The following is a 19,321-nucleotide window of genomic DNA, read 5'->3' as shown; positions in this document are numbered from 1 at the left end:
TTGATGTCGATGGGTACAACGTTACAAAGGTTGAGTCTGTTCCGCTCAACTTAGCGAATTTTGCAGGAAGGCTCAACGGACAACTCGCAGCGAGCATGGCCACGTGACCGCAAACGCGATACCCTCGGGCGGTCTACTTCGGAACCGTCTAGCAATGGCGGAGGTTGATCGATGCTCGATGCGCGAACTATTTCCCTGGTTCGCGCCGGTTTCAAGTCCGTTCTGGCGGCTGATGACGGTCCGGCGCACCTCGCGCGGTCTTTCTACGCCCAATTGTTCGTCGAACATCCTGAGTTTCGGTCCTACTTTCCCGCATCGATGGACGAGCAACGCGACCACTTCGTTCGAGCATTGGCGTACGTCTTCGACAACTTGGACAAGGACGACCGTGTCGAGTCGTTTCTTCGACAGCTCGGACGCGATCACCGCAAGCACGGGATCGACGGATCACACTTCCGCGCAGGCGGCTCGGCGCTGATCGCAGCGTTCCGCAACTTCGTCGGCAACGAAGTGTGGACGGACGAGATAGAAGATGCATGGCACAGGACCCTTGCATTCGTCACCGACAACATGGCCGTCGCAGCGGACTCCGATGAACTTCCGCCCTACTGGGGCGCGACCATCGTCGAGCATCAACGCGTGCTGGACGACCTGGCGATCGTTCGGCTTCAGGTCGACGAGGGCATTCACTACTTTCCCGGCCAGTACGTCAGCGTGCAGATTCCACAGCGTCCGAGGCTATGGCGCTATCTCTCCCCGGCGATCCCATGCAACCCACAGGGCGAGATCGAATTCCACGTCCGACGCGTGTCCGGTGGCTGGGTCAGCCCGGCGATCGTCACCGAGTCGGTCGTCGGCGATCGCTGGGCCATCAGCCCTCCGTTCGGCGGGCTGCAGGTCGATCGCAGCGTCCAGGACGACGTCTTGATGATCGCGGGTGGGACCGGCTTGGCGCCGCTGCGCGCACAGATCATGGAGATGGCGCGGTACAGCCGCAATCCACGAGTCCATCTCTTCGTGGGCGGTACCTATCCGCGGGACCTCTACGACATGCACACCTTGTGGCAACTGTCGCTGTCCAATCCATGGCTCACCGTCGTTCCGGTCACCGAGGAAGACGAGGACCCGTGGTGGCACACCACGGGAACGCTCGAACTTCCATGGGGAATGCACCAACGGCTGCATGGACCGATAGGCAAGGTGGTCACTCAGTTCGGATCGTGGGCAGATCGGCAGATTCAGATCTGCGGTTCGCCGTCCATGGTTCGAATGACCCTCTATGCGCTTCGCAAAGTCGGCACTCCGATGGAGCACGTGCAGCACGATCCGCTGTAGGCGGCTCCGCCCAGTGGCCTAGATTTTCGCGCGTCCCTGCCAGTACGGATCACGAAGCTTGCGCTTGTACAGCTTTCCGTTCGGATCGCGCGGTAGCTCGTCGGTGTAGTCGACGGATTTAGGGAGCTTGAATTTGGCCAGCCGCTCCCGCGCGAAGGCCATGATTTCCTCGGTCAGCTCTTCGTTCGGCTCGACGCCCACCTCCGGCTGCACGACGGCTTTGATCTCCTCACCCCAATCGACATGTGGCACACCGAAGACCGCGACGTCGGCCACCTTCGGGTGTGTGATCAACTCGCCTTCAATCTCGGCGGGATAGATGTTCACACCACCCGAGATGATCATGTCGGACTTGCGATCACAGAGAAACAGATAGCCGTCCTCGTCGAGGTAGCCGATATCGCCGAGCGTGAACAGATCCCCGACGCGTGACTCCTCGGTCTTCTTCTTGTCGTGGTGGTATTCGAAGCTGGACCCGCCCATCCGCATGTACACCTGACCGGGTGTACCGACGGGAAGCTCACTGCCGTCGTCGCCGAGCACCTTGACCACCGAATTCGGCCAGGCAGTGCCGACGGAACCTGGTTTGCGCAGCCACTCCTCACCTGAGATGACCGTGCCCCCGCCCTCGGTCGCGGCGTAGTACTCGGTGACGACCGGCCCCCACCAGTCGAGCATCCGTCGTTTCACCTCCTGCGGACACGGCGCAGCTCCGTGAATCATCACCCGCAGCGAGGACACGTCGTACTTCGCACGGACTTCGTCCGGCAACGCAAGCAGCCGATGGAATTGTGTCGGGACCATGTGGCTGTGCGTGACGCGATGCCGCTCGATCAGCGCGAGCATCTCTTCCGGATCCCACCGATCCATCAGAACTACTTTGTGTCCCAACTGAATCGAGATCGCAACGAAGTTCAACACTGCCGTGTGATAGAGCGGAGAACCGCAGATATGGACGTGATCGTCGAACGGTTCGATTCCGAATATCCCGAAGAATCCGCTCGACGCCAGAGGCACCTGATCCGGATCTGCACCGGTGAGCGGGCGCCTGACGCCTTTCGGCTTTCCGGTCGTGCCCGACGTGTACAGCATCGGCCCACCGGCGGTACGAATATCGGGTCGCTCGTCGGAACCACCGAGATCGCGCAGCGGCGTGAACCCGTCTATCGATCCGACCGAGAACCTACCCGGGGTGCCTGCCTCGTCGGCGGCCTGGCGAGCGGCGTCGGCGAAACGCTCCGATGCGACAAAGGCTTTCGCCTCACTGTCCTTCAAGATGTACGCGACCTCGGGTCCGGTGAGATGCCAGTTGACCGCGACGATGTAGAGGCCGGTCTGGAACGCAGCGAAATAGAACGCTACGAGATCGGCGCTGTTGTGGAGCATCATCACCACACTGTCACCGGGTCGCAGCCCCATGTCCTGCAGACCCCGTCCGTATCTATTGGCGTCGGAGACCAACTCGCCGTAGGTGTAGCTCACGCCACCCGGTTGGCCGGCGTCGACCAAGGCGATCCGGTCCGGTTCCTCGGCGGCGATATTCCAGAGTCCACCCGTTCGCGTCGCAGTCGTCATGCCCCCAATCTAGAACGTGTTCTACTAGTTGAGCAAGGCCCCGATGTCAGTCACTTCCGACGCAGTGCGCGCAGTCACCAACAACATCGTCACCCCCGCATCCTCCCAGCGCTTCACTTCGCGACGGGCATGATCGGCGTCACCGATGATCATCGTCTCGGCCACCATCTCGTCGGGCACGACGGCCGCGGCCTCCGCTTTGCGGCCGGACATGAACAGTCTTCCGATCTCGTCGACCTCGCGCTCGTACCCCATTCGGCGATAGACCTGCGCATGGAAGTTGAGTTCGGGCGCACCCATGCCACCGACGTACAACGCAATGGTGGGCTTGAGCTCGGCGATTGCCGCGACCCGATCGTCGGTGAGCACCACCTGACACGTTGCGGCGATCTCGAAATCCTGCCGAGTTCGCCGAGCGCCGGGACGCGCGAACCCCTCGTCGAGCCACTTGTCGTACATCGGCGCGAGCCGTGGGGAGTAGTAGATCGCGAGCCACCCGTCGGCGATCTCCGCTGTCAGTGCGACGTTCTTGGGCCCCTCGGCACCCAGCCAGATCGGCAGGTCCGCCCGAAGCGGGTGGGTGATCGGCTTGAGTGCTTTACCCAGACCAGTCCCGCCGACGGGAAGCCGATAGTGCGGGCCATCACTGGTCACCGGACCTTCACGCGCGAGAACCTGACGCACGATGTCGACGTATTCGCGGGTGCGCGCCAACGGCTTTGCGAACGGCTGCCCGTACCACCCCTCGACGACCTGCGGCCCGGACACACCGAGGCCGAGGATCGCGCGGCCGCCGCTCAGGTGGTCGAGCGTGAGCGCGTGCATTGCACAGCTCGTCGGCGTCCGGGCCGACAGCTGCGCCACCGAGGTCCCCAGCCGCACAGTCGTCGTCCGCGACCCCCACCACGCAAGCGGGCCGAATGCATCGGATCCCCACGATTCGGCGGCGAAGATGGCGTCGAATCCCGCCGCCTCGGCCGCGTCGACGAGCTCCCCCACTCCCGACGGTGGCTGCGCGCCCCAGTATCCGAGTTGCAATCCGAGCTTCATTTCGCACGCCTTCCATCCGACCGGTCTTGCCACCATAATAAGAACCTGTTCTACTAAAAATGTGACTATGGTGAACACACCACTCAGCGCACCTCTGAACAACGCCTTCGATTACACCCGCTCGGTCGGGCCGACAATCGGAGAGTTCTTGACGGGCTTGCGCCGCAAACAGATCATCGGCGGACGCGGAAGCGACGGGAGGGTCTACGTACCACCTCCCGAATTCGATTCCGCCACAATGGAACCGATCACGGAATTCATCGACGTCGGATCTTCCGGCACCGTCGTGTCGTGGTCGTGGGTACCTGTGCCGTACGACGGGCAGCCGCTCGAACATCCCTTCGCCTTCGCCCTGATCCAACTCGACGGAGCCGACACCGCGCTGCTGCATGCCGTCGACGCCGGTTCGTCGGCGAACATGTCGACGGGTATGCGCGTCCATGCCCGATGGGCGGAGGATCGAGTCGGCGATATCCATGACATAGCGTTCTTCGAACCCGGAGAGGGCGGCGACCAGCCTGATTCCGGTTCTGATCCCGGGCCTGATCCCGGCGCCGAGGCCGTCACCATGATCACCACCCCGGTCCGGCTGCAGTACATGCATTCCGCGTCGGCCGAAGAGAGCTACTACCTGCGCGGACTCGCCGAGGGCCGCATCCTCGGTGGCCGAACCGACTCCGAGGGCAAGGTCTACGTCCCCCCTCGCGGCGCCAGCCCCACCGACGGGCGGCCGACGGCAGAGCAGGTCGAACTTCCTGATACAGGCGTCGTCACGACGTACTGCATCGTCAACGTCCCGTTCCTCGGCCAACGCATCAAGCCGCCCTACATCGCCGCCTACGTGCTGCTCGACGGTGCCGACATCGCGTTTCTGCATCTGATTCTGGAGTGCGAGCCCTCGGAAGTGCGGATGGGCATGCGTGTGGCAGCGAAGTGGAAGCCGCGTGAGGAGTGGGGTTACACCCTCGAAAACATCGAGTACTTCCGCCCGACGGGTGAGCCCGACGCGGACTACGACACCTACAAGCACCACCTGTAGAGAGGCGAGCAATGACCGATATCGCAGTGGTGGGCTTCGCACAGGCACCCAACGTCGCGCACACCGCAGGCACCACCAATGGCGTCGAAATGCTGGTTCCGTGCTTTCAGCAGCTGTACGCCGAACTTGGAATCAGCAAGTCCGACATAGGCTTTTGGTGTTCCGGATCCTCGGACTACTTGGCAGGTCGAGCGTTCTCGTTCATCTCCGCCATAGATGCGATCGGTGCCGTACCGCCGATCAACGAGTCACACGTCGAGATGGACGCGGCGTGGGCGTTCTACGAAGCGTGGATCAAGTTGATGACGGGAGAAGTCGAGACGGCCCTCGTCTACGGGTTCGGCAAGTCCTCCGCCGGCACACTCGCGAAGGTTCTCGCGTTGCAACTCGATCCGTATCTCGTCGCACCGTTGTGGCCGGACTCGCTGTCGCTGGCCGGGATTCAAGCACGTGCCGGGATCGATGCCGGTAAGTGGGACGAGCGCGCGATGGCAGAGGTCGCCGTACGCAATCGGGCGAATGCGCACCCCCTCGCACAACTCACCGGCGTCCTCGATGTCGACGAGTTGCTCGCCACCGAGTACATCGCGGACCCACTTCGTGCGCACGACTGCGCACCCGTGACCGACGGGGCGTCGGCGATCGTCCTCGCAGCCGGTGACCGGGCGCGCTCGCTGCGGGAGAACCCGGCATGGATCACCGGGATCGAGCATCTCGTCGACTCCCCCAATTTCGGAGCTCGCGATCTCACGACCGCACCGTCTGCGTACAACGCAGCACTGAAGGCGTCCGGTGGAGATCTGTCGAGCATCTCGGCAGCGGAATTGCACGCACCGTTCACCCATCAGGAATTGATTCTGTCGGAGTGGCTGCCAGGTGGAACGACGTTGAACCCATCCGGGGGCACCCTCGTCGGGAATGCCATGTTCTCTGCAGGACTCGAGCGCATCGGCCACGCCGCAACCCGGATATTCGACGGCAAGGACAGCAGAGTTCTCGCACACGCGACGAGCGGGCCTCTGCTGCAACAGAATCTGGTCGCTGTCATGGAGGGAAAGTAAGTGAGTAAGCACCCCGCCGCCGTCCTCGGCACCGGCCAGACACACTACGTCGCCAAGCGTCACGACGTCTCGATGTCCGGGCTCCTCCGTGAGGCCATCGATCGTGCCATGCAGGACGCCGAGGTGACCTGGGACGACATCGACGCCGTCGTCGTCGGAAAGGCACCTGACCTGTTCGAAGGCGTCATGATGCCGGAGTTGTTCATGGCCGACGCCATCGGCGCTACCGGCAAACCGCTCCTTCGCGTCCATACCGCCGGGTCCGTGGGTGGATCGACTGCGGTGGTGGCGTCGTCACTCGTGCAGTCGGGCGTGCATCGACGCGTACTCGCGGTGGCATGGGAGAAGCAGTCCGAGAGTAATGCCATGTGGGCGTTGTCGATTCCGGTTCCGTTCAACATGCCGGTCGGTGCAGGCGCGGGTGGCTACTTCGCGCCCCATGTGCGCTCGTACATCCGTAGGTCCCATGCACCTGAGCACATCGGCGCCATGGTCGCCGTCAAGGATCGGTTGAACGGCAGCATCAATCCTTACGCGCACCTCAAGCAGCCGAACATCACCCTGGAATCGGTGCAGGCGTCGCAGATGCTGTGGGACCCGATTCGATACGACGAGACCTGCCCGTCCTCGGATGGCGCCTGTGCAATCGTCATCGGCGACGAGGAGACTGCGCGCGCACGCGAGGCCGATGGGAAGAAGGTCGCCTGGATCCATGCGACGGCGATGCGGACCGAGCCTACGACGTTCGCCGGGCGAGATCAGGTGAACCCCCAGGCCGGACGCGACGCCGCGGCCGCGCTGTGGAAGGCGGCCGGTATCATCGACCCGCTGTCGGAGATCGACGTCGCGGAGATCTACGTTCCGTTCTCATGGTTCGAGCCGATGTGGCTCGAGAACCTCGGGTTCATGGCCGAAGGTGAAGGGTGGAAGCTCACCGAAGCCGGAGACACCGCCATCGGCGGACAATTGCCGGTCAATTGCTCGGGCGGCGTGCTGTCGTCCAATCCGATCGGCGCGTCGGGGATGATTCGGTTCGCCGAAGCTGCGATGCAGGTGATGCATCGAGCCGGCGATCACCAGGTCGAAAACGCCAAGAAGGCCCTCGGCCACGCGTACGGCGGAGGGTCCCAGTACTTTTCGATGTGGGTAGTAGGGAGCGAGCAGCCATGAAGTACACCGTCGGAATCGCGATGACACCGTTGCATGAGCTGACGGCACTGGCACAGACCGCGGAGGAGTGCGGCTTCACGTCGATTGCTCTTCCGGATTCGTTGTTCTACATGCAAACTCAGTCTGCGGACTACCCGTACACGCCCGACGGTTCGCGGATGTGGAACGAGGAGACTCCCTGGGTCGACCCGCTGATCGCGGCCGCTGCGATGGGCGCGGTCACGACGAGAATCGAGTTCTACACCCAGGTACTCAAGCTGGGTTCGCGCAATCCAGTTCTCCTGGCACGTCAGGTCGGATCGGTTGCCGCGATGACGGGCAACAGGTTCGGATTCGGCGTCGGTATCGGTTGGGCGCCCGAGGAATTCGAGTGGTGCGGAGTGCCCTATGCCAAACGTGGGAAGCGCGTCGACGAGATGATCGAGGTCATCAAGTTGATCCTCGGCGGCGGGATGGTCGAGCATCACGGTGATTTCTACGACTTCGACAAGCTGCAGATGAGTCCTGCACCGACGAAACCGGTTCCGTTCTACGTGGGCGGCCACACCGACGTCGCGTTGCGGCGAGCGGCGCGCGTCGGAGACGGTTGGACGTCGGCGATGATCAAGTTCGACGATCTGGTGTCCGTCATCGCCCGGCTGAAAGAGCTACGCACCGAGTACGGGAAGGCCGACGAACCCTACGAGATTCAGACGGTGTGCATCGACCGATTCGGCAAGGACGGGTACGCCGAACTGGAGGAGGCAGGTGTCACCGACATCATCACCGTGCCCTGGATCTTCGACGGCATCGGCTTCGACGGTCCGCTGGAAGCCAAGAAGGACTCGATGCGAAAGTTCGCCGATACGTATATTCGCTAGGCCCTCCGGCCCCAGTGGCGCGATTGAGTGCACTCCATGACACTTGACCGCGCCACTGGCGGCGGAGCCGCCAGTGGCGACAGCGGCTAGTGTTGGACCGGGCACTTACCGGTGTAGTCGACCTGAAACTCCTTGACCCCGTTGAGCCACCCGGACCGCAACCGCCGCGGATCGCCGAGCCTGGAGATATCGGGTATGTGATCGGCGATCGCATTGAACATCAAGTTGATCTCCATCCGAGCAAGATTCGCGCCGATGCAGTAATGCGCACCATGTCCACCGAATCCCACGTGCGGGTTGGGGTCTCGCAGGATATCGAACTTGTACGGATCCTCGAACACCTCGTCGTCGAAGTTGGCGGAGCTGTAGAACATCGCCACTCGCTGACCGGCCTGGATCGTCGTACCCCCGAGGTCGAAGTCTTCCTTGGCCGTTCGCTGAAAAGCGACGATCGGCGTTGCATACCGCACGATCTCGTCGGCAGTGGTGTCCGGACGCTCCTTCTTGTACAGCTCCCACTGCTCAGGATTGTCCATGAAGGCGGCCATACCGTGGGTGATCGCGTTGCGGGTCGTCTCGTTGCCTGCCACCGCCAGGATGATGACGAAGAACCCGAATTCTTCCGGCGCCATGTGATCACCGTCGATATCGGCATTGATGAGCGTGGTGATGATGTCGTCTTTCGGGCACTTACGTCGCTCGTCGGCCATCTGGTAGGCGTAACCGAGGATTTGCGTCGACGCCTCGACCGGGTCGATGTCGAATTCCGGGTCATCGTAGGACGTCATCTCGTTGGACCAGTCGAAGATCTTCTGGCGATCTTCCTGAGGAACGCCGATCAGGTCGGCAATCGCCTGCAGCGGCAACTCCGATGCGATCTCGGTGACGAAGTCACCCGTGGAGTTCTTTGCGGCGTTCTTCACTATCTCGTTCGCGCGCCGTTCCAACTCCGCGCGAAGGCCGTTGATGGCCTTGGGAGTGAAGCCCTTGGATACCAGCTTGCGCGTCTTCGTGTGCTGCGGCGCATCCTGATTGAGCATCACGAAGCGTTGAAGCTCGATCTGTTCGCGGGTGATGTCGTCGTTGAAGCGTGGCAGGGCGGTGTTCTCGAAGCTCGAGAAGACGTCGCTGCGCTTGGAGATCTCCTTGATGTCGGCGTGCTTCGTGACAACCCAGTATCCGTCGTCGTGGAAGCCGCCGACAGTCGGAGGTTGCGGACACCACCAGATCGGTGCCGTCTTACGCAACTCCGCGAACTCTTCGACCGGTATTCGTTGTTCGTAGATGCCCGGATCGGTGGGGTCGAAGCCCTCGGGCAGATCGGGACGCGCAACGTCCTGGTGTACATCTGTCACTGGGTTCTCCTGACAGTATTCGGGTCACTCCGCAAGCCGGACCAGGCTAGGGGCGGACACTTGTGGAACACGTTCTAGATTCATTCAAACACAACCCCGCCCCACTGGGAAGGCAATCACTTGCCATCTTTCGAGAACATGTTCTACTTTCATGGTGACCAGAAAGGAGCCCACCGTGGGCAATCCCGTCATCGTCGAAGCAGTGCGCACCCCCATCGGCAAGCGAGGAGGCTGGTTGGCCGGGCTCCACGCCGCCGAACTACTGGGCGTTGTCCAACGTGGCGCCATCGATCGGCTCGGGATCGCCGCCGAGGATGTCGAGCAGGTGATCGGCGGGTGCGTCACCCAGGCGGGCGAACAATCCAACAACATCACCCGGACGGCCTGGCTTCACGCGGGCCTACCGTGGCAGAGCGGATGCATGACGGTCGACGCTCAATGCGGCTCGGCCCAGCAGGCCAATCACCTTGTGGCCGGCCTCATCTCCATCGGCGCGATCGACGCCGGCATGGCCTGCGGGGTCGAGGCGATGAGTCGTGTGCCGTTGGGCGCCAACGTCGGCGAGAATGCAGGTCCGCGACGCCCTGACTCGTGGAACATCGATCTCCCGAATCAGTTCGAAGCGGCCGAACGCATCGCCCGACGCCGCGGCCTCACCCGCGCGGACCTGGAGTCTCTCGGAGTCAGATCGCAAGCGTTCGCGAAACGAGCGTGGGACCAGGGCAGGTACGACCGCGAAGTAGTTCCGGTCCGGGTAGGTGACGAGCTCGTCACACGGGATCAAGGACTGCGCGACACCACGGCCGAGTCATTGGCGCGGTTGAAGCCCGTCATGGAGGACGGTCTCCACACCGCCGGAACGTCCTCGCAGATATCCGACGGCGCCGCCGCCGTGATTCTGATGGACGAGGACCGCGCCCGAGCGCTGGGCTACATCCCGCGAGCGCGGATCGTCTCGCAGTGCCTGGTCGGCGCCGAACCCGAGTTCCATCTGGACGGACCGGTGCAGGCAACAACCCGCGTTCTCGAGCAGAGCGGCATGAAGATCGGCGACCTCGATCTCTTCGAAGTGAACGAAGCGTTCGCATCGGTTCCGCTGTCCTGGGCGTCGGTACACAAGCCCGATATGGACAAGGTCAACGTCAACGGTGGCGCACTCGCGATCGGGCATCCGGTCGGCAGTACCGGGTCGAGACTGATCACCTCTGCTCTGCACGAACTCGAACGGCGTGACGCCTCGACCGCGTTGATCACGATGTGTGCGGGTGGTGCGCTCTCCACCGGCACGATCATCGAGCGAATCTAGGCTTCGCCGACCGCTATGTCGGTCTCGCCGGGAATCAAGCGAGGTTCCCAGGTGGCGGTGACGAGGTAGCCGTCAGGAGTGAAGATCGCATCAGGATCCGGGTCGACAAGCACGGGAAACGAAGTTCCGACGCTCACGTCGATATTCTGAACGAGTTTCCCCCGCTCACAGGTGTAGCGAGTCCCGACGCGAGCCGAACGTGAGTCGATCGCCCACGTTGCACCGATGAAGATTCGGGACACCTCGTAGTCGTCGACGATCGAGACCGACCCGTCGCGTTCGACTCGAAAACTCCATCCGGCCGGAAGCTCCGTGTCGAATTCGAATCGAGTCGGCGCCGAGGCGTCGAGCAGGTTGATCATCAGGAGTGCGCCCTGCTCGGCGGTACGCCGCGGCACGATGACCTCGAAGTGGTCACCGGCATAGAACATCGATCCGAAAGGGCCCGGAACTCCGCGACCGAGTTGCGGCGCACAACTCAACCGCATTCGCACAGACGATTCACCGTCTACCGGCCCGGCGCCCTCGTCCGACAGTTCGATCCACTCGGTCGGAAGCATCGGCTCGCGTTCGTCGCACGGCGCGTAGGACAGGACTGCCCGCACGAGGGGCGACGCGACCTCCATCCCGCCGCTACCGGTTTCGAATGTTCGACGGCGATTGTCGTTCATGAGCACCCCCATCCCATTTCGCCAACCATCGAAAATCTTCGTTCGAACTGCCGCATTTCACCCACAAGTAGACCGGAAGGGCTAACTTTCAGCAACCACACAGAGAGGATTGAATTCCCTCGACGGACTACGTGTCGGTCGGGCGAATGACGCGTCGAGCCTGAAAACAGGCCGACCGGTCGACCTATGCGCGGATGCGAGAGCTCAAACGGCGCGCACGACCGGTTGGCGAGTCGAATCAACCAGCTGCCGACGAATATGGTTACCTACTCGTTATCATTACCGGGTCAACATGAGTACGGCTCGGGTGAACCGAGAAGGGTGTTAGTAGATCCCGATGCCTGCAGACTTCGCCTCGCGGCTGAACACACTGTTCGACAAGGTGCACCCACCCGGCCGCAAGCCCCATACCAACGCCGAGGTAGCCGAGGCTTTGGCCAACGGCGGATACCAGATTTCGAAGCCGTACATATCGCAGCTCCGCTCCGGCCAGAGGACGAACCCGTCGGAGGAGACCGTCGCCGCACTCGCACGATTCTTCAAGGTCAAGCCCGACTACTTCTTCGACGACATCTATGCCGCGCAGATCGAGACCGATCTCGATCTCGTGACTCAGCTGCAAGGCTACGGCCTTCGTCGGTTGTCGACTCGCGCGTTCGATTTGTCCGAGGAATCGCAGAATCTGCTCAGTTCGATGGCCGAAAAACTGCGCGCAAGCGAAGGACTGCCGGAGGTTCCCCCCGACAGCACTCGGTGAGCGCGTGCCGCGAGCACACAATAGCCACGAGATAGCCCACGGTCTTCCAGAACGGCGCATCCATCACGTCGTCACTGAGTACGACCCCGTTCTACAGCGAGGTGGGCCGACTCCAGGGTGTAGCTTTCGCCGCGATCCGCGCCTGAACTTCCGGCCTGCGTAGCGGTGGAACCGTCGGAGGAGGCTGCCTGCGCTCGGGGAGCGCATCGAGCAGTCGGTGGGTCGTCGCGGTCACCTCGGCGACGGCGATCTCGAACGCATCGCGGGTCGTGTCGGATGTCTTCTGAACACCGCTGATCTTGCGCACGTATTGCCTTGCCGCGGCTTCGATCTCCTCGTCCGTGGCGTGGGGTTCGAGCCCGCGCAGGGTGGTGATATTTCGGCACATGCCGCCACGATAGCTCTTACCTCAGGTCTCGAGCAGCCCCTCGAGCGCACGAAGGCACAGGTCTCTGACGTCGGATTCGGTGATCGATTTACGATCCAGCCAATCCATGCACACCGCCCGAACGAACGAGACCCACCCACGAAGCGCAGTCTTGGTGATTTCGTCTTCCCGCACTTCGGCAGGCAATGCGGCCAGTATGCGTTCCTGCTGCACCTCGAGCTCTGCCGTCAGGATCGCTTGGATCTCCGCGTCACCCAGCATCGCTCCCCGATTGATCGCTCGCACACCGTGTTCGTGTTCGACCGTGTATCGGATGTAGGCGTCGAGACCCGCGGCGACCTGTTCGGTGACCGGTAGCGACGTGTCGGGTGCCGTGGTGTCGAGAATCCGCGCGGATTCCACCCTCATGATCTCCGCGAAGAAATCGCGTTTCGACGCGAAGTAGTGGTACATCAACCCGCGCGAGACCCCGGCGAGATCGGCAACCTCCTCGATCCAGACGTCCTCGTACGGCCGGTCGGCGAACAAGCGAGAACCGATGTCGAGGAGCTGGGTTCTTCGCGCGTCCGGTGACAATCGCTTGCGGGGGCTGGTCATATCCCGGTCCATGCTACTTGACATGGATTCAGTAGCGGGTACGTTCGTTGTTGAATTGGTGTTCAGTAACGAACGAAGAGGTTTGCCATGGTCACCGACGTCGCTCCCCGGGCCTCGGCTCTGCCGCACCCCCCGAGGCGGTTGCCGTTGCTCGGCGACGTCGTCGGGGTGCACCCGTCGACACCTGTCCAGGATTCGATCGCCCTGTCCAGGGAACTCGGTCCAATCTTCGAACGCGTCGTCCTCGGGCGTCAGTACGTCCTGGTGTCGGGCGCCGACCTGGCCGGCGAACTGTGCGACGAAGAGAGGTTCGTCAAACACGTCTCCCCCGCGATCGAAGGCCTCCGGTCCATCGGCGGAGACGGCCTGTTCACCGCCCACTCGTACGAACCGAACTGGCGCAAGGCACACGATCTGCTGCGGCCCGCATTCGCCCAGAGCGCGATGCGTAGCTACCACGGGATCATGCTCGACGTCGCGTCCGACCTCGTAGCGCACTGGCGCGCACACAGCACGGTCGACGTGTCCTCCGACATGACCAAACTGACTCTCGACACTATCGGTCGAACCGGGTTCAGCTACTCCTTCGACTCGTTCACCCGGGACACACCACACCCCTTCGTCGACGCCATGGTCGGCGTTCTCTCGCACAACCAACGTCGGGAATTCATCCCGATTCCGTGGCTCGCGAACTTGGTGTTCCGAAAGGCCGACCGCACGAACGCCGAGAATCAGCTCTTCCTCGAACAGGTCCTCGACGACATCGTGAGAACCCGCCGCGACTCCGCCTCACCGGGCACCACTGGCACTTCCGATCTGCTCGACATCATGCTCGACGCCGCCCGCGATTCCACGAATCCGAATGCGCTGGACGAGGTCAACATTCGGCAACAGATTCTGACGTTTCTCATTGCCGGTCACGAGACAACCTCGGGGGCACTGTCCTTCGCGCTCTACTACCTGGCGCAGAATCGGCATCTCCTCGACGCCGCTCGGGCAGAGGTCGACGAGGTATGGGGTTCCGAAACTCCCACCTTCGAAAAGATCCCCAAGCTCAGACTCGTCCGACGCATCCTCGACGAGACACTGCGCCTGTGGCCGACCGCGCCGGCGTTCGCACGCGAGGCACGGGAGGACACGGTGATCGGCGGATTCCACGAGATGAAGAAGGGCGACTGGGCGTTCGTACTCATTCCGGGACTGCACCGCGATCCGGTGTGGGGTGAGGACCCGGAGAAGTTCGACCCCGATCGTTTCCTGTCGGCAGCCGTCCGAGCGCGTCCAGGACACGTATACAAGCCGTGGGGAACAGGCGAACGCGCCTGCATCGGAAGGCAATTCGCCATCCACGAGGCTGTCCTGGTGCTCGGGACGATCTTGCAGCAGTTCGAGTTTTCCGCCGAACCGTCGTACCGACTGCAGATCGAGGAACGGCTGACACTGATGCCGAAGAATTTCGAACTGTCGGTCTCAGTCCGGAAGTAGCGGCACGGACAGACCTGAATCACGGCCCAGCAGAACACCTCTCGTCAACGCCTTCTTTCCGAACTTGCTGTGCACGCCGTCGAGCGCAAGGTCGAGCGCCGACGCGCTCGGTGCATCCTGTTGCTGCTCGAATTGCAGCTCGAGTTGCTCGGCCCCGCTTCGCTCGATGTTGGCAACGGTGACGCCGACGAGGGTGATGCCCTGCTCTGCGATCAGGGAAGCAGCGTCGCGCAGCAATGTCAGCGCAGCATCGAGGATGTCCTGTGTGTCGGCCGTGGCACGGTTCAGGGTGTGCGAACGAGTGATCGTCGTGAAATCGGCGAATCGGAGCCTGAGCACGACGGTCCTGCCCGTCCGGTCCGCCGCACGCATCCGCTGGGTGACACGATCGACCAGCGCAATGAGCGAAACCTCGACATCTTTCGGTGATGTCGGACCTCGCCCGAGCGCATGCTGGGCACCGATGGAACTGCGACCGCGGTAGGTCTGCACTCGTCGGGGATCACGATTGTTCGCGAGCGAGTACAGGTGGTGGCCTGCGCCTTTTCCGAGGATCGAGACGATCGACGCTTCGGACTGTGCAGCGATGTCGCCGACCGTGACGATGTCGAACGCGTGGAGTCTCTCGGCGGTGACCTTGCCGACGCCCCAAAGCCGCTCGATCTTCAGAGGGTGCAGGAATTGGAGTTCACGACCGGGTTCGACGAGAAGCAACCCGTCCGGTTTGCCGACGGCGCTGGCCACCTTCGCGAGGAACTTGGTGGTGGCAATTCCCACGGTGATGGGGAGCCCGACCCGATCCTTGACTTCTCGGCGCAGTCGCTGGGCAATCTGAACAGGCGTCCCCCGAATCTTGAGCAGGCCGGTGACGTCGAGAAATGCCTCGTCGACGGAGATGCCCTCCACGATAGGGGTGGTGTCATGGAAGATCTCGAAGACGGCCTTGCTGGCTTCGATGTAGGCGTCCATACGCGGCGGAACGACGATCGCGTGTCGGCACAGCGCTCTGGCTTGCGATCCGCTCATCGGAGTGCGGACTCCGAACGCTTTGGCTTCGTAGCTGGCTGCAAGCACGACTCCGCCGCCGACGAGCACAGGCTTTCCCCGTAGCCGTGGGTCATCCCGCTGCTCGACCGACGCGTAGAACGAGTCCAGGTCGGCGTGCATGATCACCAGCTCATGTTCCCACGCGGGTACGACACGTTCAGGCGGTCAGGTGGTGGATGTAGCACCACCGCCAATCCTCCCCCGGTTCGACGGACTGCATCACCGGGTGCGTCGTGTCGTGAAAGTGCGCGGTGGCGTGCTGCAGCGGTGATGAATCACAGCACGCCACGTGTCCGCACTCGAGGCATTGCCGTAGCGCGACCCACTCGGTGCCGGCTCGAATGCACTCGTGGCACGTCCCGTCGGAGGCGTTCTCGGCCACCGGATACCGTTCCAGTTCGTCACACCCGACTCCCGGATGGGCCCGTTGCCCGTTCGCGGTCCTGATGTCCTGGCGGGCCTCGGTCGCGACGTCGATCATCGATTCCTCGACGTCGAGCATTGCCAGCACGTCGCCGACCACCTCGGACGGCACGGTGCCTGCACTTCTGATCTCCAGGATCCGAGCACGCTCGGCCTGGATCATCGCCAGGCGCACGCGGGCGTAGAGCTCGCTGGGTGTCTCTTGGTCGGCGGTGGTGCCGAGTCGCTCCCACGCCGAGAAGTTCCGCTGATCGACTCGCTGTCGAACCAACGCCTCCACGCCGTGAGGGTCGTCGTAGTCCAGTGCGTCCAGGGCCTTGTAGCCGGCTTTGGACGCCTGCTGGAGCAACGTCGCGCGGGCCAGCGCGTCGTCCATCGGGTCCGGTGACGGCACTTCCAACCAGCGAGCCAGCACCGGCAACGTCAATCCCTGGACGAACAACGTGCCCGCCACGACAGTGAACGCGATGAGTAGCAGGATCTCGCGGTAATCCGTGCCGATCGGGATGATGAACGCGGCGGCGAGGGTGACCACGCCGCGCATCCCGGCCCACCCGATCAGGAACGTGTATCGCCAGGACGGGACGACCCCGGTCGACGCGTCGGCAACCGGCCTGATCAGCGCGAAGCGGGCGATGAACACCCAGACCATCCTGATCCCGATCACGCCGACGAGCGTGGCGACGCAGACTCCGACGATCGTGGTGGCCGGCAGCGAACTGGTGCCCACGTCACGCAACAGCCAGGATGCCTGAAGACCGATCAGCAGGAACACTGCGTTTTCGAGAATGTAGGCGATGGTGCGCCAGTTGATTCGCTCGGCGATCCTCGATTGCGCCGACTGCAGGATCGGGGCCTTGTGGCCGAGAAGCAGTCCGGCAACGACCACCGCGAGCACTCCCGACGCGTGGATTTCCTCGGCGACGAGGTACGCCGCGAAGGGGACGATGAGGGAGATCGCGGTGTCGAGAACCGGATCGGTGAGCCGCTTCCGCACGGTGGCGACGATCTTGAACGTCACCAGCCCGACGAGAATCCCACCGCCCGCCGCGACGACGAAGTCCAATCCGATTCGCCATGCCTGCAGCGAATGGCCGAGCGCGAGGATCGCGGTACCGAGGGCCACCAGCGCCGTCGCATCGTTCAGGAGCGACTCGCCCTCGAGGATCGTCACGATTCGCCGAGGAAGACCGATCCGCCGTCCGATGGCCGTCGCAGCCACGGCATCAGGAGGCGCGACGACGGCTCCGATCGCAAAAGCGGCCGGCCACGAGATTCCTGGCAGAATCGAATGCACGATTGCGCCGATACCCAACGTCGTTACGATGACGAGCACGATCGACAGCAACAGGATCGAACGGCGATTGGTATTGAAGTCCACCAGCGAAGATTGAATCGCGGTGGCATACAACAGCGGCGGCAACAGCCCGAGCAGGACTACCTCGGGTTCGAGATGAACCTCCGGCACTCCGGGGATGTACGACACCGCCGCGCCGACCGCGATCAGCAGAAGCGGAGGCGGGACGTCCAAGCGTTCCGCGAGCGCCGCGACGGTGAGTACACCGATCGCGAGAACCACGAGCAAGACAGCGATTTCCACACCGCTGATTGTGCTCCCGTTCCGACCGAATCACCGCGCAGGCCACAAAAACCCCACCCAAACTAGAACCTGTTCTTATTATTGACGGCAGTCCCTACGAGAGGCAGCAATGACCGAATTCGAAGGAAAGTCGATCCTTGTGACCGGAGGGGGAAGCGGCATCGGGCTCGGCATCGCCACCGCTCTCGCCGACGCAGGTGCGACCGTCACCATCGTCGGACGCACCAAGAGCAAGCTCGACGACGCGGCCGAAGCCACATCGTTGCGAACCTTCCCCGCCGACGTCACCGACGAGGATGCCGTCGTCGATGCTGTCGCGTTCGCGACCTCGCACACGGGCAGGCTCGATGGCGTCGTCGCCTGCGCAGGTGGCAACGAGACGATTGCACCGGTGACGCAGATCGATGCGGCTGCGTGGCGCCGTACCGTCGAGTTGAACGTGACCGGAACGATGTTGACGCTCAAACACTCTGCCCGAGAGCTCGTGCGAGGCGGCGGCGGATCGTTCGTGGCGATATCGTCCATCGCCAGTAGCAACACTCATCGATGGTTCGGGGCATACGGGGTGTCGAAGTCCGGCGTCGACCATCTCGTGAAACTCGCCGCGGACGAGCTCGGGGCGAGCAACGTCCGCGTCAACGGCATCAGGCCAGGTCTGACTCGAACGGATCTCGTCGCGTTGATCACCGACGGCGGACCGATTCTCGACGACTACATTCAGTGCACTCCGTTGAATCGCGTCGGCGAGGTATCGGACATCGCCGCTCTCGCGCTGTTCCTCCTCGGCACGCAGTCGTCGTGGATCACCGGCCAGATCATCAACGTCGACGGTGGCCAGAGCCTGCGCCGCGGACCCGACTACACGCCGATGCTCGAGCAAGTATTCGGCGCAGACGGCCTCAGAGGCGTGACGGCGTGAGTTCACATACCGTTCTCGGACGGCGCATCGAGATGCCGGTCCACGTGCGCAGCGCCAGGTCCGCGATGGCGTTGTTCTCCGTCGATGCAGCACGCGCACAACGAACCATCGACTACGCGGGATTGAAGATCCGCACGTTCCGTCCCGGCCGGGGGCTGTGCGCGCTCATCTTCGTGCGCTACGAAGACGGAGATCTGGGGCCGTACAACGAATTCGGCGTCATCTTCCCCACCACGACGGGGGTGCTCATCCATCGCCTGCCCGTCGACGGCGACTTCACGATGGCTGCGGGCCGACAGATCTGGGGATTCCCCAAGGAAATGGCAGACTTCGACGCCTCGTACGGTTCGACTTTCGACGGCCGACTGAGCCAGGACGGTCGGGAGATTCTCCGACTCGAACTGCGTGCGGGCCTGCCTGCCCCCGGCCGCGCATTCGCACGGCCGCTCGATGCCTACTCGTGTCTCGACGGCGTCACCCGAAGCACGAGCTGGACGATGACACCGGGGACGGTCAGGACGAGGCCGGGCGGCGCTCGACTCACCCTCGGCGAGGGTCCGCTGGCTTCCGAGCTCCGTCAGCTGAACCTATCCCGTCGCGCACTGCTCACGACGCATATGCCCTCTCTACGTATGGAATTCGGGGACGCCGTCAGGATGTAGTTCGGTCGAGCCGCTGCACGT

18 protein-coding genes are annotated in these 19,321 nt (G+C 62.9%); 10 read left to right on the top strand and 8 right to left on the bottom strand.

The window, feature by feature from the left end; translation table 11 throughout:
- The first annotated feature begins 171 nt into the window (after positions 1-171).
- Entirely contained in the window at positions 172-1,335 is a 1,164-nt protein-coding gene (locus tag ACODSO_RS23655) for a globin domain-containing protein (protein WP_489039110.1), read from the top strand.
- An 18-nt stretch (positions 1,336-1,353) separates the two neighbouring features.
- On the opposite strand, the gene ACODSO_RS23650 is transcribed toward ACODSO_RS23655, so the two are convergent.
- Together ACODSO_RS23650 and ACODSO_RS23645 are read right to left on the bottom strand one after the other, a co-directional pair.
- Positions 1,354-2,910 (bottom strand): acyl-CoA synthetase, encoded by a 1,557-nt coding sequence (locus ACODSO_RS23650; protein WP_489039109.1) that lies wholly within the window; start codon positions 2,908-2,910, stop codon positions 1,354-1,356.
- Between the two features lie 24 nt (positions 2,911-2,934).
- Positions 2,935-3,960, bottom strand: coding sequence for an LLM class F420-dependent oxidoreductase (locus ACODSO_RS23645; RefSeq protein ID WP_489039108.1), 1,026 nt, complete (start codon positions 3,958-3,960; stop codon positions 2,935-2,937).
- A 67-nt stretch (positions 3,961-4,027) separates the two neighbouring features.
- On the opposite strand from ACODSO_RS23645, the gene ACODSO_RS23640 reads away from it, so the two are divergent.
- The 4 genes from ACODSO_RS23640 to ACODSO_RS23625 are packed head-to-tail and all read left to right on the top strand — an operon-like array spanning position 4,028 to position 8,090.
- The gene (locus tag ACODSO_RS23640; protein WP_489039107.1) at positions 4,028-4,999 is read left to right on the top strand and encodes a Zn-ribbon domain-containing OB-fold protein; all 972 of its coding nucleotides are present in this window, start codon (positions 4,028-4,030) and stop codon (positions 4,997-4,999) included.
- An 11-nt stretch (positions 5,000-5,010) separates the two neighbouring features.
- Complete coding sequence (locus ACODSO_RS23635; RefSeq protein ID WP_489039106.1) at positions 5,011-6,060, top strand: thiolase domain-containing protein; 1,050 nt, start codon at positions 5,011-5,013, stop codon at positions 6,058-6,060.
- Complete coding sequence (locus ACODSO_RS23630; RefSeq protein ID WP_489039105.1) at positions 6,061-7,230, top strand: thiolase domain-containing protein; 1,170 nt, start codon at positions 6,061-6,063, stop codon at positions 7,228-7,230.
- Positions 7,227-8,090: a TIGR03619 family F420-dependent LLM class oxidoreductase gene (locus ACODSO_RS23625; protein ID WP_489039104.1), complete on the top strand. Its 864-nt coding sequence runs from the start codon at positions 7,227-7,229 to the stop codon at positions 8,088-8,090. Before ACODSO_RS23630 ends, ACODSO_RS23625 begins: the two co-directional genes overlap by 4 nt.
- 86 nt (positions 8,091-8,176) lie before the next feature.
- On the opposite strand, the gene ACODSO_RS23620 is transcribed toward ACODSO_RS23625, so the two are convergent.
- Positions 8,177-9,445, bottom strand: coding sequence for a cytochrome P450 (locus tag ACODSO_RS23620; protein WP_489039103.1), 1,269 nt, complete (start codon positions 9,443-9,445; stop codon positions 8,177-8,179).
- A 175-nt stretch (positions 9,446-9,620) separates the two neighbouring features.
- Between ACODSO_RS23620 and ACODSO_RS23615 the strand changes: the two genes are divergently transcribed.
- A complete protein-coding gene (locus ACODSO_RS23615; RefSeq protein WP_489039102.1) occupies positions 9,621-10,751 on the top strand; it encodes a steroid 3-ketoacyl-CoA thiolase in 1,131 nt (376 codons plus the stop codon).
- Here the strand turns inward: ACODSO_RS23615 and ACODSO_RS23610 are convergent.
- Positions 10,748-11,422, bottom strand: a complete 675-nt coding sequence (locus ACODSO_RS23610; RefSeq protein ID WP_489039101.1) for a hypothetical protein — start codon at positions 11,420-11,422, stop codon at positions 10,748-10,750. The two genes, ACODSO_RS23615 and ACODSO_RS23610, sit on opposite strands and share 4 nt — an antisense overlap.
- A 337-nt stretch (positions 11,423-11,759) precedes the next feature.
- Between ACODSO_RS23610 and ACODSO_RS23605 the strand changes: the two genes are divergently transcribed.
- Positions 11,760-12,179, top strand: coding sequence for a helix-turn-helix domain-containing protein (locus ACODSO_RS23605; RefSeq protein ID WP_068373556.1), 420 nt, complete (start codon positions 11,760-11,762; stop codon positions 12,177-12,179).
- A gap of 91 nt (positions 12,180-12,270) precedes the next feature.
- Here ACODSO_RS23605 and ACODSO_RS23600 read toward each other — a convergent pair whose 3' ends face one another.
- Together ACODSO_RS23600 and ACODSO_RS23595 are read right to left on the bottom strand one after the other, a co-directional pair.
- Positions 12,271-12,567 carry a DUF2277 domain-containing protein gene (locus ACODSO_RS23600; protein ID WP_489039100.1) on the bottom strand — a complete coding sequence of 99 codons (297 nt, stop codon included), beginning with the start codon at positions 12,565-12,567 and terminating at the stop codon, positions 12,271-12,273.
- Positions 12,568-12,588: 21 nt separating this feature from the next.
- Positions 12,589-13,164 carry a TetR/AcrR family transcriptional regulator gene (locus ACODSO_RS23595; RefSeq protein ID WP_068373614.1) on the bottom strand — a complete coding sequence of 192 codons (576 nt, stop codon included), beginning with the start codon at positions 13,162-13,164 and terminating at the stop codon, positions 12,589-12,591.
- Positions 13,165-13,251: 87 nt separating this feature from the next.
- On the opposite strand from ACODSO_RS23595, the gene ACODSO_RS23590 reads away from it, so the two are divergent.
- On the top strand, positions 13,252-14,649 hold the full coding sequence (locus tag ACODSO_RS23590) for a cytochrome P450 (protein ID WP_489039099.1): 1,398 nt from the start codon (positions 13,252-13,254) through the stop codon (positions 14,647-14,649).
- On the opposite strand, the gene dinB is transcribed toward ACODSO_RS23590, so the two are convergent.
- Both dinB and ACODSO_RS23580 read right to left on the bottom strand, forming a co-directional pair.
- On the bottom strand, positions 14,635-15,816 hold the full coding sequence (gene dinB, locus ACODSO_RS23585; RefSeq protein ID WP_489039098.1) for a DNA polymerase IV: 1,182 nt from the start codon (positions 15,814-15,816) through the stop codon (positions 14,635-14,637). The two genes, ACODSO_RS23590 and dinB, sit on opposite strands and share 15 nt — an antisense overlap.
- Positions 15,817-15,853: 37 nt before the next feature.
- A complete protein-coding gene (locus ACODSO_RS23580; protein ID WP_489039097.1) occupies positions 15,854-17,719 on the bottom strand; it encodes a Na+/H+ antiporter in 1,866 nt (621 codons plus the stop codon).
- A gap of 109 nt (positions 17,720-17,828) precedes the next feature.
- Here ACODSO_RS23580 and ACODSO_RS23575 point away from each other — a divergent pair, with 109 nt between their 5' ends.
- Positions 17,829-18,638: an SDR family oxidoreductase gene (locus tag ACODSO_RS23575; protein WP_489039096.1), complete on the top strand. Its 810-nt coding sequence runs from the start codon at positions 17,829-17,831 to the stop codon at positions 18,636-18,638.
- Positions 18,635-19,300: an acetoacetate decarboxylase family protein gene (locus ACODSO_RS23570; protein WP_489039095.1), complete on the top strand. Its 666-nt coding sequence runs from the start codon at positions 18,635-18,637 to the stop codon at positions 19,298-19,300. The genes ACODSO_RS23575 and ACODSO_RS23570 overlap by 4 nt, the downstream gene beginning before the upstream one ends.
- Positions 19,301-19,321: the final 21 nt, after the last annotated feature.

This window comes from Rhodococcus sp. FG69, from assembly GCF_057808915.1.
This window is presented reverse-complemented; position numbering and strand designations above follow the sequence as displayed.

Coding starts and splice junctions, on each gene's coding strand:
- ACODSO_RS23655 (WP_489039110.1), top strand. CDS start 172: ATGCTCGATGCGCGAACTATTTCCCTGGTTCGCGCCGGTTTCAAGTCC.
- ACODSO_RS23650 (WP_489039109.1), bottom strand. CDS start 2,910: ATGACGACTGCGACGCGAACGGGTGGACTCTGGAATATCGCCGCCGAG.
- ACODSO_RS23645 (WP_489039108.1), bottom strand. CDS start 3,960: ATGAAGCTCGGATTGCAACTCGGATACTGGGGCGCGCAGCCACCGTCG.
- ACODSO_RS23640 (WP_489039107.1), top strand. CDS start 4,028: ATGGTGAACACACCACTCAGCGCACCTCTGAACAACGCCTTCGATTAC.
- ACODSO_RS23635 (WP_489039106.1), top strand. CDS start 5,011: ATGACCGATATCGCAGTGGTGGGCTTCGCACAGGCACCCAACGTCGCG.
- ACODSO_RS23625 (WP_489039104.1), top strand. CDS start 7,227: ATGAAGTACACCGTCGGAATCGCGATGACACCGTTGCATGAGCTGACG.
- ACODSO_RS23610 (WP_489039101.1), bottom strand. CDS start 11,422: ATGAACGACAATCGCCGTCGAACATTCGAAACCGGTAGCGGCGGGATG.
- ACODSO_RS23605 (WP_068373556.1), top strand. CDS start 11,760: ATGCCTGCAGACTTCGCCTCGCGGCTGAACACACTGTTCGACAAGGTG.
- ACODSO_RS23600 (WP_489039100.1), bottom strand. CDS start 12,567: ATGTGCCGAAATATCACCACCCTGCGCGGGCTCGAACCCCACGCCACG.
- ACODSO_RS23595 (WP_068373614.1), bottom strand. CDS start 13,164: ATGACCAGCCCCCGCAAGCGATTGTCACCGGACGCGCGAAGAACCCAG.
- ACODSO_RS23590 (WP_489039099.1), top strand. CDS start 13,252: ATGGTCACCGACGTCGCTCCCCGGGCCTCGGCTCTGCCGCACCCCCCG.
- dinB (WP_489039098.1), bottom strand. CDS start 15,816: ATGCACGCCGACCTGGACTCGTTCTACGCGTCGGTCGAGCAGCGGGAT.
- ACODSO_RS23575 (WP_489039096.1), top strand. CDS start 17,829: ATGACCGAATTCGAAGGAAAGTCGATCCTTGTGACCGGAGGGGGAAGC.